At 43.2% G+C, this 13,714-nt stretch carries 14 protein-coding genes; 9 read left to right on the forward strand and 5 right to left on the reverse strand.

Translation table 11 applies throughout. The features are described from left to right. Positions 1 to 24: 24 nt before the first annotated feature. Genes ICN21_RS05630 through waaC form a run of 6 tightly spaced genes read left to right on the forward strand, consistent with a single transcriptional unit; the run spans position 25 to position 5,908 of the window. Positions 25 to 1,248, forward strand: coding sequence for a glycosyltransferase (locus ICN21_RS05630; protein ID WP_216177359.1), 1,224 nt, complete (start codon positions 25 to 27; stop codon positions 1,246 to 1,248). A 57-nt stretch (positions 1,249 to 1,305) separates the two neighbouring features. Continuing rightward, on the forward strand, positions 1,306 to 2,367 hold the full coding sequence (rfbB, locus tag ICN21_RS05635; protein ID WP_216177362.1) for a dTDP-glucose 4,6-dehydratase: 1,062 nt from the start codon (positions 1,306 to 1,308) through the stop codon (positions 2,365 to 2,367). A 12-nt stretch (positions 2,368 to 2,379) separates the two neighbouring features. Next, positions 2,380 to 3,327, forward strand: a complete 948-nt coding sequence (rfbD, locus tag ICN21_RS05640; protein ID WP_216177365.1) for a dTDP-4-dehydrorhamnose reductase — start codon at positions 2,380 to 2,382, stop codon at positions 3,325 to 3,327. Positions 3,328 to 3,360: 33 nt separating this feature from the next. Further along, complete coding sequence (rfbA, locus tag ICN21_RS05645; protein ID WP_216177368.1) at positions 3,361 to 4,299, forward strand: glucose-1-phosphate thymidylyltransferase RfbA; 939 nt, start codon at positions 3,361 to 3,363, stop codon at positions 4,297 to 4,299. After that, complete coding sequence (gene rfbC / locus ICN21_RS05650) at positions 4,299 to 4,874, forward strand: dTDP-4-dehydrorhamnose 3,5-epimerase (protein ID WP_216177372.1); 576 nt, start codon at positions 4,299 to 4,301, stop codon at positions 4,872 to 4,874. Before rfbA ends, rfbC begins: the two co-directional genes overlap by 1 nt. A gap of 35 nt (positions 4,875 to 4,909) precedes the next feature. Next, positions 4,910 to 5,908 carry a lipopolysaccharide heptosyltransferase I gene (gene waaC / locus ICN21_RS05655; protein ID WP_370624055.1) on the forward strand — a complete coding sequence of 333 codons (999 nt, stop codon included), beginning with the start codon at positions 4,910 to 4,912 and terminating at the stop codon, positions 5,906 to 5,908. Between the two features lie 5 nt (positions 5,909 to 5,913). Here waaC and ICN21_RS05660 read toward each other — a convergent pair whose 3' ends face one another. Further along, positions 5,914 to 7,539: a TolC family protein gene (locus ICN21_RS05660; protein ID WP_216177380.1), complete on the reverse strand. Its 1,626-nt coding sequence runs from the start codon at positions 7,537 to 7,539 to the stop codon at positions 5,914 to 5,916. A gap of 119 nt (positions 7,540 to 7,658) precedes the next feature. On the opposite strand from ICN21_RS05660, the gene ICN21_RS05665 reads away from it, so the two are divergent. Genes ICN21_RS05665 through trmB form a run of 3 tightly spaced genes read left to right on the forward strand, consistent with a single transcriptional unit; the run spans position 7,659 to position 9,796 of the window. Beyond that, positions 7,659 to 8,504: an undecaprenyl-diphosphate phosphatase gene (locus ICN21_RS05665; protein ID WP_216177383.1), complete on the forward strand. Its 846-nt coding sequence runs from the start codon at positions 7,659 to 7,661 to the stop codon at positions 8,502 to 8,504. A gap of 27 nt (positions 8,505 to 8,531) precedes the next feature. After that, positions 8,532 to 8,990, forward strand: a complete 459-nt coding sequence (locus ICN21_RS05670) for a DUF2721 domain-containing protein (protein WP_216177386.1) — start codon at positions 8,532 to 8,534, stop codon at positions 8,988 to 8,990. An 11-nt stretch (positions 8,991 to 9,001) separates the two neighbouring features. Continuing rightward, positions 9,002 to 9,796: a tRNA (guanosine(46)-N7)-methyltransferase TrmB gene (gene trmB / locus ICN21_RS05675; protein WP_370624056.1), complete on the forward strand. Its 795-nt coding sequence runs from the start codon at positions 9,002 to 9,004 to the stop codon at positions 9,794 to 9,796. Between the two features lie 11 nt (positions 9,797 to 9,807). Here the strand turns inward: trmB and ICN21_RS05680 are convergent, their stop codons facing one another. From ICN21_RS05680 to ribBA, 4 genes are all read right to left on the reverse strand, one after another. Continuing rightward, positions 9,808 to 11,280, reverse strand: a complete 1,473-nt coding sequence (locus ICN21_RS05680) for an NAD-dependent succinate-semialdehyde dehydrogenase (protein WP_216177389.1) — start codon at positions 11,278 to 11,280, stop codon at positions 9,808 to 9,810. A gap of 122 nt (positions 11,281 to 11,402) precedes the next feature. After that, positions 11,403 to 11,921, reverse strand: a complete 519-nt coding sequence (gene nusB, locus ICN21_RS05685) for a transcription antitermination factor NusB (RefSeq protein ID WP_255534223.1) — start codon at positions 11,919 to 11,921, stop codon at positions 11,403 to 11,405. A gap of 8 nt (positions 11,922 to 11,929) precedes the next feature. Beyond that, the gene (ribH, locus tag ICN21_RS05690; RefSeq protein WP_216177391.1) at positions 11,930 to 12,442 is read right to left on the reverse strand and encodes a 6,7-dimethyl-8-ribityllumazine synthase; all 513 of its coding nucleotides are present in this window, start codon (positions 12,440 to 12,442) and stop codon (positions 11,930 to 11,932) included. 28 nt (positions 12,443 to 12,470) lie between these two features. After that, the gene (gene ribBA, locus ICN21_RS05695; protein ID WP_216177394.1) at positions 12,471 to 13,604 is read right to left on the reverse strand and encodes a bifunctional 3,4-dihydroxy-2-butanone-4-phosphate synthase/GTP cyclohydrolase II; all 1,134 of its coding nucleotides are present in this window, start codon (positions 13,602 to 13,604) and stop codon (positions 12,471 to 12,473) included. Positions 13,605 to 13,714: the final 110 nt, after the last annotated feature.

Raw genomic sequence — 13,714 nt, forward strand, 5'->3', positions numbered from 1 at the left:
CCCTTTGCCGACCTTAAACTAATAATGACTTTAAGTAATTTATTTTGTTTTTTAGAAAAACGTAAAATTAAGCTCAGGCGTTCAATTAAAAAGCATCAGTTTAATTTTCTATTTAATGCTAAGACTATTACTAATCATGATACTGTTTTGGCTGAGGCAGAATTTGCATTGCGTAATAAATTTGCCCATGAAAATCTCGAAGCTTGTTTAAATTCTCAAGATCCATTGGTACGCCAGGGCACCCAATTAAAGCGCACTTTAGAGTTGGAATTCAGAGATTCTTTATTGGGATTAAGCCCTGAGCGAATTCTTATTCAAATTCCAAGTCCTGAATTTTCACCAGCAGGTTTTTCGCTATTTTCAAATTTGTTAGAAAGTCTTAATTACATTGGCATTCCAGCTGAGCCATTGGATTGGGATAAAAATACAGAAGATAAGTTGATGCGTTTTTGTCCAACAGTCTTACTTTCAAGTGATCATGAAGATTATCTTGATCGAATAGATTGGCGTGTCATTAGTCAATATAAGAGGAAGCACAATCTTAGGGTTGGCTTAACTGCTGCTCTGGAGGAGTATGGCAATAAGTCATTGTTACCACGTTTAGCTTGGGCTAGACGCCACGAAATTGATTTTTACTACAGCTTTCGTGACGAGGCTTATTTAAAAAACAGAAAAGAATATGAACCCTTCTTTAGTGCAGGCTACAAAATTTTGCACATACCATTTGGTGCTAACATCTTGCACTATTTCCCTGTCGATGGGTTTAGTCGCGATCTTAATTATGTACTGATAGCATCTCGTAAGCGTGAGCATATTCAGTATCTAAAAAATATATGCCACCAATATTCAGGATTTATAGATGGGCCTGGCTGGAAACATGTCAAGAATTTTCAATTTAATCGCGCACGTGATCGATATATATATGCTCGCGCAAAAGTAGCTTTAAATATTCATTTGCCAGAGCAAATTGATTCGGCATGTGAATTGAACGAGCGGACCTATCAATTGGCGGCATGTGGCGTCCCTCAGTTGATAGACAATCCTGGTCTTCTAAGGAAGGTATTTGGGCACAAGTCTTTTTTTATTGCTAAGAATCCAGATGAATATGAAACATTATTCAAAGAGCTTATTCATAATCCACAGTTCGGCGTGGAGAGAGCGCTGTATGCACAACAAGAGGTATTTGCTTCGCACACTACATTCCATAGAGCCAAGTCCCTGATTGATCAGTTAAAATTTCTAGATTAGCTCGCTCGTAGGTGAGTTCTCTCTAATTGTGGAAGGTATCTTTGAGGTGAAAAATCAATGATTTTAGTGACTGGGGGCGCAGGATTTATAGGGTCTAATTTTGTGTTGGATTGGCTCTCTTCATCGAGTGCTGAAGGCGTAGTGAATTTGGATAAACTAACCTATGCGGGAAATCTAACAAATTTACAGTCACTCAAAAACGATTCTAGACATACTTTTGTCCATGGCGATATCGGCAATAAATCCCTAGTTGAAAAAATATTAAATGACTATTGTCCAAGAGCTATTGTGAATTTTGCTGCAGAGAGTCACGTAGATAGATCTATTCATGGCCCTGCTGAATTTATTCAAACTAATGTTATGGGAACCTTCAATTTATTGGAGTGTGCCAGAGAATATTGGACTTCTCTGGAGGGTGCCGAAAAAGAGCAGTTTCGTTTTCATCATGTATCTACCGATGAAGTCTATGGGTCTTTATCTTCATCCGATCCAGCTTTTAAGGAGACAAATCCTTATGAGCCCAATAGCCCCTACTCAGCCTCTAAGGCCGCTTCGGATCATCTGGTTCGAGCTTGGTTTCATACTTATGGATTTCCAGTTATAACTACTAACTGCTCCAATAATTACGGCCCTTATCATTTTCCTGAAAAGCTGATACCGTTAGTTATTCTGAATGCATTAAATAGTAAGCCATTACCTATTTATGGCGATGGCCAGCAAATTCGTGACTGGCTCTATGTTGGAGACCATTGCTCGGCGATTCGCAAAGTATTGGCTAGCGGGCAATTGGGGGAAACATACAACATAGGTGGCTGGAATGAAAAAGCCAATTTGGATATAGTTAATACAATCTGCTCAATTTTGGATGAACTTAGGCCTCGATCTAATGGCAAGTCTTATGCAGAGCAGATTACTTTTGTAAAGGATCGCCCTGGGCATGATCGTCGCTATGCTATTGATGCAACTAAAATACAAAAAGAGTTGGGATGGCGTCCAGCCGAAACCTTTGATACCGGAATTCGAAAAACAGTTCAATGGTATCTGGAAAATCCAGTCTGGGTTGAGGGCGTGTTCACGGGCTCCTATAGAGATTGGCTTGATAAGCAATACCGAAACTAATTTAATTTGCTGATGAATATTCTGGTCTTTGGAAAAGATGGTCAGCTCGGCCGTGCCTTTCAGAACCACTTTAAGCATTCCCAATTTGGGATTGGGAACACCATTTGCTTTGTAGGGCGAAGTGATTGTGATCTTTGTAGCACCACTCAAATTACTCAATTGCTTGAGGATTTCGGACCGCATTTAATTATCAATGCAGCTGCATATACTGCGGTAGATAGGGCAGAGTCAGAGTCTAATATTGCATTTGCTGTTAATGCGATAGCTCCTCAGGTGATGGCTAAATATGCCGTGCAGCATGGGGGAACGCTTCTTCATTTTTCTACCGATTATGTGTTTGACGGAGTTAAGGGCGGTACATATAGTGAGGTAGATAAAACCAATCCTTTGAGCGTCTACGGAAAGTCTAAAGAGGCTGGTGAGATTGCAATTGCCAATGCTTTTTCTGGGACAGCCAACCAAAGAGGTCAATATGCCATTCTGAGAACCAGTTGGGTATATGGCGTTGGCGGTAATTTTATTCGGACTATTTTGCGTTTAGCAAAAGAACGCTCCGCACTTCGCGTAATTGATGATCAATACGGTGTGCCAACTAGTACAGCTTGGTTAGCGGAATTAGCATGTAATTTAACGCTTGAAGATGGCCGACTAAGGAAGTTTACCTCTGGTATTTATCATGCTATTCCGCCCGGGGAAACTAATTGGTATGGCGTTGCACGCCTGGCAATTCAGGCCGCTATCGATTTTGGCTGGCAATTGAAAGCCTCCCCTAATGAAATTACTCCGATTCCTACATCAGAGTACCCGTTGCCGGCTCCGCGGCCAATGAATTCTCGTTTATCTAGAAATAAGCTTCAAATTGAGCTTGAACGTTTAGCTCTTGTGTCAAAATTACCCCATTGGAATACGCCATGGGATGAGCAAGTTCGCGCTTATGTCAAGCATTTAGATGCAAATTAATGTTTTGCTTCATTCTGTTGAATAAGGGTAAAGATGGCAAATAGTCTTGCAAAAAATCGGAAGGGTATTATTTTGGCTGGTGGTTCTGGTACTCGTCTGTATCCAGTTACCCAAGCAGTATCTAAGCAACTAATGCCTGTTTATGACAAACCGATGGTGTATTACCCATTAACCACCTTAATGTTGGCTGGCATTCGTGACATTCTACTAATTTCAACTCCTCATGACACTCCACGTTTTGTAGAATTGCTTGGCGATGGCTCTCAATGGGGTTTAAATATTGAGCACTGCGTTCAGCCTTCACCAGATGGATTGGCCCAAGCATTTACACTTGGCAAGACCTTTATCAATAACCATCCTAGCGCTTTAGTTCTTGGGGATAATATTTTCTATGGGCACGAGCTAGTTGCTAATCTTGAGAGTGCGGATGAGCGCGACACTGGGGCGACAGTCTTCGCCTATCACGTGACTGATCCAGAGCGTTATGGCGTGGTAGAGTTTGATAAAAATCATAAGGCTATTTCGATTGAGGAGAAGCCTCTGCTGCCACGAAGCAATTATGCAGTCACGGGCCTCTATTTTTATGACAATCAGGTTTGCGATTTTGCCGATTCAATTAAACCAAGTGCACGTGGAGAATTAGAAATCACAGATGTAAATCGTATTTATCTAGAAAAAGATCAGTTAAGTGTTGAAATTATGGGTCGGGGTTTTGCATGGTTGGATACTGGAACGCATGATTCTTTATTGGATGCAGCTGGTTTTATTGCTACCCTTCAAAAGCGTCAAGGTCTAATGGTTGCTTGCCCCGAAGAAATTGCGTTTCGTCAGGGTTGGATTGGCGCTGAGGCCTTAGAAAGAGTTGCTTACCAGTTAAGTAAGAATAGTTACGGCCAGTACTTAACTAAGATACTTAGCGAGATGAGGGGCGGCTCGCAGCCAATCTTGTTATCCCCCAAGAGTACTGGCTGATGACGACTCAGAAGCGGCATCCTAAAATTTTAGTTAGCCCAACATCGATTGCGGATGTACTGATAATTGAGCCAAAAGTATTTGGGGATGATCGTGGCTGGTTTACTGAGTCATTTAATGCTCAAGATTTTTCAGAGGCAACAGGTCTTAGTGTCAATTTTGTGCAGGACAATCACTCCTTCTCTCATCAATCTACCCTTCGTGGACTACATTACCAGTTAGAGAAAACGCAAGGCAAGCTATTGCGTGTGGTATCAGGTAGTGTTTTTGATGTTGCTGTTGATTTGAGAAAGAGCTCTCCAACTTATGGTCAGTGGGTAGGTTTGGAGTTAAGCGCAGAAAATCATAAGCAGTTGTGGATTCCAGCAGGTTTTGCTCATGGATTTTTGGTACTTTCTCCAACTGCTGAGTTTTTATATAAAACTACTGACTACTATCATCCACAAAGTGAAGTTTGCTTAGCTTGGGATGATTCATCTGTCGCAATCAAATGGCCTCTAGCGGTAGGAGTCACGCCTAACCTTAATGCTAAGGACTCTGCAGGCCTTTCCTGGGAGCGGACCCCAAAGTTTTAATGGCTAATTTTGGTACAACTCCGAAAATATTATTAGTGAAGCTCTCTTCTTTGGGAGATGTGCTCCATAACATTCCCATTCTTTGGGATATTCGGTCAAGATTTCCTAATGCTCAGATTGATTGGGTGGTTGAGGAAGGCTATGTTCACCTCCTGACTCCACTCCTTGGCCGCGATGGCTTTCGAGGAATTGATCGAATTATTCCTTTTGGTCTACGGCGCTGGAAAAAATCCTTGTTTAGCGGTAAATCTTGGAGCGAGTTCTTTGCGTTCAAGGCTGTGCTACAGGAGGTAAATTATGATGTTGTTATTGAGACGCAAGGTCTATTAAAGTCTGCCTTAGTTTGTACTTTGGTCAAAAAGAATCATGGTGCTGTTGTAGCTGGGCTCGCTAATGCTACTGAATTTTCTGGATACGAACCGCTAGCCCGAGCATTTTATAATCATTTAGTTCAGGTTCCATTCAGGTGTCACGCGGTAGACCGTTCACGTTACGTGACCTGCTCCGCTCTCAATTTACCGCTGATCGATAGATCTGAAAAGGTGCAGTTTTACCCTGTCAGTTACGTAGACGAAATTGGTATTGGCAAAGCGTTGAAATTGCAAAAGCCCTACATTTTATTTTTTCACTCAACTGCACGCGAGGCTAAGCGCTGGGCTAATACTAATTGGGTTTTGCTGGGTAAAAAACTTTCAGACCTTGGTTATCTAATTGTTTTGCCTTGGGGGAGCACCCCCGAGAAAAATATTAGTAATGAGCTCTCAGTGCAAATTCCGGGATCCTTGGTTCCCTCTGCATTCTCTATTGAGGAGGCATTTTCGGTGATTGCAAATTCTGCTCTAGTGGTGGGTGTAGATACAGGACTTACACATATGGCTGCTGTGCTCAATAAACCTACTGTGGAGATTTATTCCGATTCTCCACGATGGAAAACGGAAGGCTACTGGTCAGAAAATATTCGAAACGTTGGGGATATTCAGAAGCCACCAACAGTAGAGGATGTTACAAAAGCAGGCTTAGATTTACTCGCTTAATCAAATTAGCGTAATAAGGAATTTATTGCAACCAAGTCTTCATCAGTTAATGCTGCAGCATGTGCTTTTAATTTGATTGCATTCAGAATGGTACTATAGCGAGCTTGTTGCAATTGAGATCTAGTGGTAATCAAAGTATCGAGAGCTATTAAGACGTCAATATTAATTAAAGTGCCAACTTGGAATCCTAGCTTACTAGATTCGAGTGCTGAGTTGGAAGATCGTTCGGCCGCCTCATAAGCTTTAACGCTGGCAAGACCACCATAGAAACCTGTGAAAGCTGCACGCGTATTTTGCGCCGCAGTACGACGCACATTGTCATAGTTTGCTTTAGCCTGATCTACTAAGGCAGCATTTTGACGGATAACAGAGCTATTGAAGCCGCCTGATACCAATGGTATTGTCATTTGTAGAGCAACTGTATTGTTGTAAACATTAGTGTTAGCTGGAGTGTAGCTAGTTGGTGTTCCGTTAGATGTGTTGTAACCGCTTGTACCAACAAAGTTAATCGAAGGATAGTTCAATGCCTGAGAGGCGCGATAGGTACTCTCAGCAAGACTAACTGTTAGCTGACCCGCAAGGACATTAAAGTTTGCTGCTTCCGCTTGATTAATCCAGTCATCTAAGGTTTGTCCTGGTGGCAACTGTGGGTTCACGCTTTCAGCAATCGGAATCCCTTTGACATCTTTATTTTTAGAGCGCGGATCTTTCAGCACGCCATCAATTTTTGCTTCCTTAATTAATGGGCGAAGAGGGCCAACCGGCCGTCCTACGAGCTGCTCTAGAACCCCACGCTTCACCACCAAATCTGCTTGAGCGGCAATTTCTTGAGAATTGGCTAAATCTAGTGCAGCTTGCGCAGTATTGACATCGACAATGGTTACTAAGCCGGCATCAAATTTTGCTTGTGCAATTTCTAGTTGCTGCTTAATGAGTCCTTTTTTATTGCGATATAGCTCAACATTATCCTGACTAGTCAGAGCATCAAAATAAGCTTGAGAGACGCGAATAATCAAATCTTGTTGCGCTAAATAAAAGCGCATATCTGCAATCTTGGTGTTTAAGTCTCCTTGTTTAAAGGCTTCTAGCGCGCTCACATTGAAAACGGGTTGAGTTAGTGTAACGGTGTAACTTTTTTGATCAAAGACCCTAGAATTTCCTGGTCCAGTAGCAACAACGGTTGTTCCAGCGCCGTGTTGATAGTAGCGCGTTCCGCCCGGAGTTGCATTTGCTTGTGGCAGCAATAAGGACAGACCTTGCCAGAATAGTTCTTTACTGGCTTGGTAATTAAAGCGTGCTGCATTTAATACTGGATCGCTAAATGCCGCCTCTTGGTATAGCTGAATCAAATCAGTCAATTGCCCTTTTTGATCGCCGCTATTAGTGCTATTAACGCTTGATGGCGCAGAATTGCTAGGTAAAGCACTTTTACTTGGTACCGGTGCAATTTGAGGTGGCTGCTCCAAGCCTATTAATGTTGAGGCGCTGATTGAGGTCGGCAAAGCAGGCCTTACCGCACTATTAGGGCTTTGGGCAAAGGTCAAAGAGCTCCAAGAATTTAGGCCGAGCGCCTGACTCAGGATAAGACCTAAGACGGTCAGTCGAGAAAGGCGAAAGCGGGCTGGGTTCATCTAAATCATCTACTATTTAAGGTGCATGAAGTTTAAGGCTAAATCGCTTTAGAAGGGTATTTACCCTCAATTTTGCCAAATAAGCTTTGGTAACTTCATATCCCTATAAAATTTGTTCCATGGATCTTATATTGTTACTAAAAGCAGTTATTTTGGGTGTAGTTGAAGGATTTACAGAGTTTTTACCCATCTCTAGTACCGGACACCTTATCTTGGTCGGAGATTTGCTTGATTTCAATGACGAGCGGGGTAAAGCCTTTGAGGTCATTATTCAGTTTGGCGCTATTTTGGCGGTCTGCTGGGAATTTCGAGAAAAGCTTCTTAAGGTTGCCTTGTCTTTAAGTGATAGTGCTAGCTCCCGTCGTTTTGTTTTGAACCTCTTGATTGCTTCAGCTCCAGCGATGGGTTTAGCTTTTGTATTTGGCAAACACATTAAAGCAGTATTGTTTTCGCCAATCCCAGTTGCCAGTGCTTTTATTGTTGGTGCATTGATTATTTTCTGGGCAGAGCGTTGTCAGGAAAAAACCAGTAATACCAATGGTCAAATATATACAGTCGATGATCTCTCCTACTTCGATGCTTTGAAAGTTGGCATAGCTCAATGTGCTGCATTGATTCCAGGCACATCTCGTTCTGGCGCTACGATTATTGGAGGAATGTTATTTGGCTTGCCACGAGCTGTAGCTACAGAGTTTTCTTTTTTCTTAGCTATTCCTGTTATTGGGGGTGCAACTGCCTATGAATTGCTAAAGCTTTGGAAAAATCCTGTCGCTATCTCTGGAGAATTTAGCCTTGCTGTTGCTATTGGTTTTGTGGCTGCATTTATTTCTGCTTTTATTTGTGTGCGCTGGTTAATTCATTATGTCGCGCATCACAATTTCATTCCATTCGCTTGGTATCGGATTATCTTCGGACTATTGGTCTTGCTGACTTCCTATAGCGGCTTAATTGCCTGGTCAAAATAATTACTGAAAGAATTTAGAAAGCTCAATATGGATGTTTCAATAGACGCAATCACAAATAATATTCAACTGGCTTTAGCACCAGTATTTTTGTTGACTGCAGTAGCTACTCTGATTAACGCCATCTCTGGTCGTTTAGCGAGAACGGTTGATCGTATGCGCACAATTCAGAATGCGTTATATGAGAGTAAATTCAAGGATCAAGAGTCTTTAAAGCATATGGAAGTTGAGGCTAATGAGGCTAAGATTCGTGGACGCCTCTGTACCGCCGCTATCTTTTTTGACGTCTTAAGTGGTATTTTTATCTCTCTTACCGTTCTTGAGTTATTTTTCTTTCAGGCAGGTGCTGTACGTTCCTTGCAAGCAACCTATGTCATTTGGACATTTGTATTGGGTCTAGTTTCTTTTATGACATCATTATCAATTGTTTTAGCTGAAATTGTGTATGCCTATCGCTCAGCTGGTTGGAATACTCCATTTCCAAAATAAATCAGGATCTTGTGACCATTTTTAAAGTCGACCGTATTCGCTCATTTGTACTGAGGGCTGGAAGAACTACTGCAGGACAGCAACGCGCAATCGATGATCTAGGTCCGCGTTTTTTGATTCCCTACCAAGAAAAGATACTGGATTTAGCAGGTGCTTTTGAAGGGTCTACAAAACCCAAGATTCTAGAAATTGGTTTTGGTATGGGCGAGACCACTGCCAAGATCGCTGCCTTAAGAAGTGAAGATGACTTTTTGGCAATTGAGGTACACCCTCCGGGAGTAGGCGCACTATTGAAGCTGATTGGAGAAAACAATCTCGCCAATCTGCGACTCATTCGCCACGATGCTGTTGAAGTTCTGGAGAATATGATTGCTCCAAATGCTTTGGATGGCATTCATATTTACTTTGCAGACCCTTGGCACAAGAGGCGCCATCATAAGCGTCGCCTCATACAAGCAGAATTTGCAAGATTGCTGATATCTCGTTTAAAAGTTGGCGGATATTTGCATCTGGCAACCGATTGGCATAACTACGCAGAGCAAATGCTCTTGGTACTCAATGCCGAACCAATTCTTCAAAATACTTCCAGCCAACTGATCAAAGTTGAAACTTTTGGAGCAGAAGATCTCGCTCAACTAGAAGAGGCTGGAAAACAATTAAATGAATTTAAACCCACTGCTGAGCAATTAAGTGCGCCGCATCTAGGTTATGTTGAGCGTCCAAGCTATCGCCCAGTAACGAAATTTGAAAACCGTGGCATCAAGCTGGGCCACGGCGTGTGGGACTTGGTTTATAAAAAGAAATAAAGCCCTAGGTGTTATAGACCAACGCAGACGTATTTCATTTCTAGGTATTCATCCATTCCGTAGACGCTGCCTTCGCGACCAAGGCCGGATTGTTTAACACCACCAAACGGGGCAACTTCATTAGAAATGATTCCGGTGTTGACCCCAACCATTCCATATTCTAGGGCTTCTGCAACTTTCCAGATGCGCCCAATGTCCCGGCTATAAAAATAGGAAGCCAGGCCAAATTGACTATTGTTGGCTAATGCAATCACTTCTTCGTCTGTTTCAAAAGGAATAATCGGGGCAACAGGGCCAAAGGTTTCTTCATAGGTAATCAACATCTGATTATTGACATTGGATAGGATGGTGGGCTCATAGAAGTTCTTTGAAGCAATACTTCTCTTGCCTCCTGTAACAAGTTTGGCACCTTTACTAATAGCATCAGCTACATGCTTTTCGACTTTCTCTAAGGCCGCCGCTTCAATCAGTGGTCCTTGAGTAATGCCTGGCTCCATACCGTTACCCACTTTGATCGCTGTAATCGCTTTGGCAAATTTTTCAACGAATTGATCTTGAACTTTTTTATGGACATAAAAGCGATTGGCGCAAACACAGGTCTGCCCAGAGTTGCGGAACTTGGAGGAAATGGCGCCAATGACTGCAGCATCAATATCGGCATCTTCAAACACAATGAAGGGAGCATGACCACCTAGTTCTAAGGCTATTTTTTTAACCGTTGGAGCGCATTGCTCCATCAGAATACGTCCAACTTCTGTAGAACCTGTAAAGGAGAGGTGGCGCACTGTTGGAGAAGTGCACAGTGTTTTGCCAATCACAACAGATTGATTGGCATCAGCGGTAATGATATTGATGACCCCATCAGGAATCCCAGCGCGCACTGCTAGTTCTGCCAAAGCTAAAGCTGATAAGGGCGTAAGTTCTGCTGGTTTGATCACAATCGTACATCCCGCCGCTAAAGCAGGCGCAATCTTGCGTGTAATCATCGCAATCGGAAAATTCCAAGGGGTGATAGCTACACATACGCCGATAGGCTGCTTAAGCACCATCATACGTTTATCGCCCCAAGTGGTTGTAGGAATAGAGCCGGCAACACGTTTTGCTTCTTCAGCAAACCACTCAACAAAAGAAGCGCCATAGACTACTTCGCCAGAAGCTTCTGCTAAAGGTTTACCTTGCTCCAATGTCATGAGGGTGGCGAGATCTTTTGTGTTCTCAATAATGAGATCGAACCACTTGCGCATGATGTGGGCGCGCTCTTTGCCAATCTTATTACGCCAAGCAGGAAGTGCTTGCTCAGCAGTTTTGATAGCCAGCTCTGCATCCTTGCTACCCAGGTTGCTTACCGATGCGATTAATTCGTCGGTAGCTGGATTGGTGACTGCAAATGTTTCTTTGGAGTCAATCCATTTGCCATTAATAAAGGCCTGCTCTTTAAATAGGCTAGGATCTTTTAGAAGGCTGCGAATATCAATTTTTTGCATGATGAACTTTTCCGATCAAAAGGGGTATGCACTGTTCAGAATGATTTTATCCCTAGAAGTAAAAAAGCCCCACAAGCTAAGGCTTATGGGGCAGATATCGCCAACTAACTCAATGAGCTGATTTATTTCGCTTGGGTTTCAGCTACCCGTAGTTTTTGAGCTAAGAGGTCTAGGACCCCATTGACATATTTGTGGCCATCAGTACCGCCAAATGTTTTAGCAAGTTCTACGGCCTCATTAATGGCGACTTTGTAAGGCACAGATAGGTCGGCAGATAATTCGTAGGTGCCAATTAAAAGAGCGGCATGCTCTACTGGCGATAGCTCATTGATGGGTCTATCAAGCGCAGGCGTAATGATGGCCTCAAGTTCGTCAGTACGCTCTAATACGCCTTGAAAAATACCATTAAATAAATCAAGTTGACAACGCTTAAAAGCAGGATCTTCAGACAATTGCTTTGAGATTGCTGCACCATTAGGGAGGCTACCTGCACGACGCACAACTAAGCTTTGATACACGCCTTGGAGGGCGTATTCACGAGCGCGACGACGTGGCGTCAGGGAGCGTTTTGGGGCTGCAGACTTGGTATCACCATCCTTAGCAGGGTTTGCTTGAGAAGAGTTAAGAGTCGATTTATTCATATGAATCATTACTCTTCACTAGCATTCATTTCGATATCAATGTCTGGAGTCAACGCTAAAGCAAGGTTAGCCATTTCTATAACTGCCTTAGCGCAATCTGCGCCTTTCACATGCACGCGCACCTTTGCTTGTTCATCGGTATCGCAGGTGAGTACTCCGTTAGCAATTGGTAAACCAGAGTCAATGGAGATGCGCGTAATTCCAGCAGCAGATTCATTAGAGACCAGTTCAAAGTGGTAGGTTTCACCACGAATCACCGCACCTAATGCTACCAGCCCATCAAACTCTCCTGTTTCAGCAAGCTTTTGAAGGGCAAATGGAATCTCTAGGGCGCCTGGTACGGTAACTAAATTAATGTCTGATTGGGAAACGCCCAAGGAAATTAATTCACTAATGCAAGCATTTGTGAGGGCAACACAATGATCTTCATTGAAGCGTGCTTGCACAATACCAATGCGTAAATCTTGGCCATTGAGATCTGCTTCTAAAACGCCTACAAAGTCATTATTTGAATCGGTCATGATCATATTCCAATAGGATAAATACAGATTACTTGGGCTGATACGGGGTACAGCCAGTAACCTCTAGCTTATAGCCCGAAAGACTGGGTACAGGATTTGGGTTTGCTAATAAGCGCATTTTACCGACGCCAATATCTTTCAAAATCTGTGCACCGATTCCGTAACTTCTGAAATCTGTTTTACGAGACAAAGGTTTTTTTACATCATCTGTTGATTGATTCAGTTTCTGAAACTGCGCCAACCAATCTTCGTTGTTGGGTGAGGCAATACCAGCAGCATTCAAAAGAACAGCAACTCCGCTAGGGGCGGCAGCTATCTGCTGCAGGGCTTGTGCTAGCGGCCAAGAGTGATTGCTGACCTTAGCATCTAGAAAATCGAGAACGGTGACGGGTTCATGGACACGTACAAGGGTTTCTAGTCCTTCGGATGGCTTACCGTGAACAAGTGCAATATGAATGCAAGAGCTTGGTGTGTCGCGATAAATGATGCCTTCAAACTTGCCCCATGGAGTAATAAATTCGCGAACGCCTTCGCGCACCACAATGCTTTCATGTTGGCTGCGATACTGAATGAGATCAGCGATGCTGCCAATCTTCAGTTGATGTTCTTTTGCGAATTCTAGTAAGTCTGGCAAACGTGCCATGCTGCCATCATCTTTCATGATTTCGCAAATCACAGATGTTGGTGAGCAACCGGCCATTGCAGCAAGATCGCAGCCAGCTTCAGTATGGCCAGAGCGAATCAGTACGCCACCTGGTTGGGCCATCAAGGGAAAAATATGGCCAGGCTGAACCAAGTCATTAGGTTTAGCATGAGGTGCAACCGCAGTCTTAATAGTGAGGGCGCGATCTGAGGCAGAAATACCTGTAGTGACGCCACTTGCAGCTTCAATCGAGACTGTGAAATTGGTGCCCATTGAAGTACCGTTATCACGCACCATCAGTGGTAAATTCAGTTGCTGGCAGCGTTCACGGGTTAAGGTCAGACAAATGAGTCCACGACCATGTTTGGCCATGAAATTCACCGCTTCAGCACTGACGTGATCTGCTGCTAAGACCAAATCACCTTCATTCTCACGATCTTCTTCATCAACGAGAATGACCATTCGGCCAGCACGTATCTCAGCGATGATGTCTTCTGTAGAGGCAAGGGTGTTTGGCATAGCCCTCTATTTTAAGCTGAGCAGGCGCCCGTCGTTATCCTCTAGCAGTAATCTTCCACTTTTCTGACAGCAAGAGCCTCTAAACGCTGTTTCGGCGTCTATCGAAGCCC

The organism is Polynucleobacter sp. AP-Feld-500C-C5 (genome assembly GCF_018882265.1).
Lineage (GTDB): Bacteria > Pseudomonadota > Gammaproteobacteria > Burkholderiales > Burkholderiaceae > Polynucleobacter.

Excerpts from the sequence above, each read along its gene's own strand:
- ICN21_RS05630 (WP_216177359.1), top strand. The coding sequence starts at position 25 with ATGACTTTAAGTAATTTATTTTGTTTTTTAGAAAAACGTAAAATTAAG.
- rfbB (WP_216177362.1), top strand. The coding sequence starts at position 1,306 with ATGATTTTAGTGACTGGGGGCGCAGGATTTATAGGGTCTAATTTTGTG.
- rfbD (WP_216177365.1), top strand. The coding sequence starts at position 2,380 with ATGAATATTCTGGTCTTTGGAAAAGATGGTCAGCTCGGCCGTGCCTTT.
- rfbA (WP_216177368.1), top strand. The coding sequence starts at position 3,361 with ATGGCAAATAGTCTTGCAAAAAATCGGAAGGGTATTATTTTGGCTGGT.
- rfbC (WP_216177372.1), top strand. The coding sequence starts at position 4,299 with ATGACGACTCAGAAGCGGCATCCTAAAATTTTAGTTAGCCCAACATCG.
- ICN21_RS05660 (WP_216177380.1), bottom strand. The coding sequence starts at position 7,539 with ATGAACCCAGCCCGCTTTCGCCTTTCTCGACTGACCGTCTTAGGTCTT.
- ICN21_RS05665 (WP_216177383.1), top strand. The coding sequence starts at position 7,659 with ATGGATCTTATATTGTTACTAAAAGCAGTTATTTTGGGTGTAGTTGAA.
- ICN21_RS05670 (WP_216177386.1), top strand. The coding sequence starts at position 8,532 with ATGGATGTTTCAATAGACGCAATCACAAATAATATTCAACTGGCTTTA.
- ICN21_RS05680 (WP_216177389.1), bottom strand. The coding sequence starts at position 11,280 with ATGCAAAAAATTGATATTCGCAGCCTTCTAAAAGATCCTAGCCTATTT.
- nusB (WP_255534223.1), bottom strand. The coding sequence starts at position 11,921 with ATGAATAAATCGACTCTTAACTCTTCTCAAGCAAACCCTGCTAAGGAT.
- ribH (WP_216177391.1), bottom strand. The coding sequence starts at position 12,442 with ATGACCGATTCAAATAATGACTTTGTAGGCGTTTTAGAAGCAGATCTC.
- ribBA (WP_216177394.1), bottom strand. The coding sequence starts at position 13,604 with ATGCCAAACACCCTTGCCTCTACAGAAGACATCATCGCTGAGATACGT.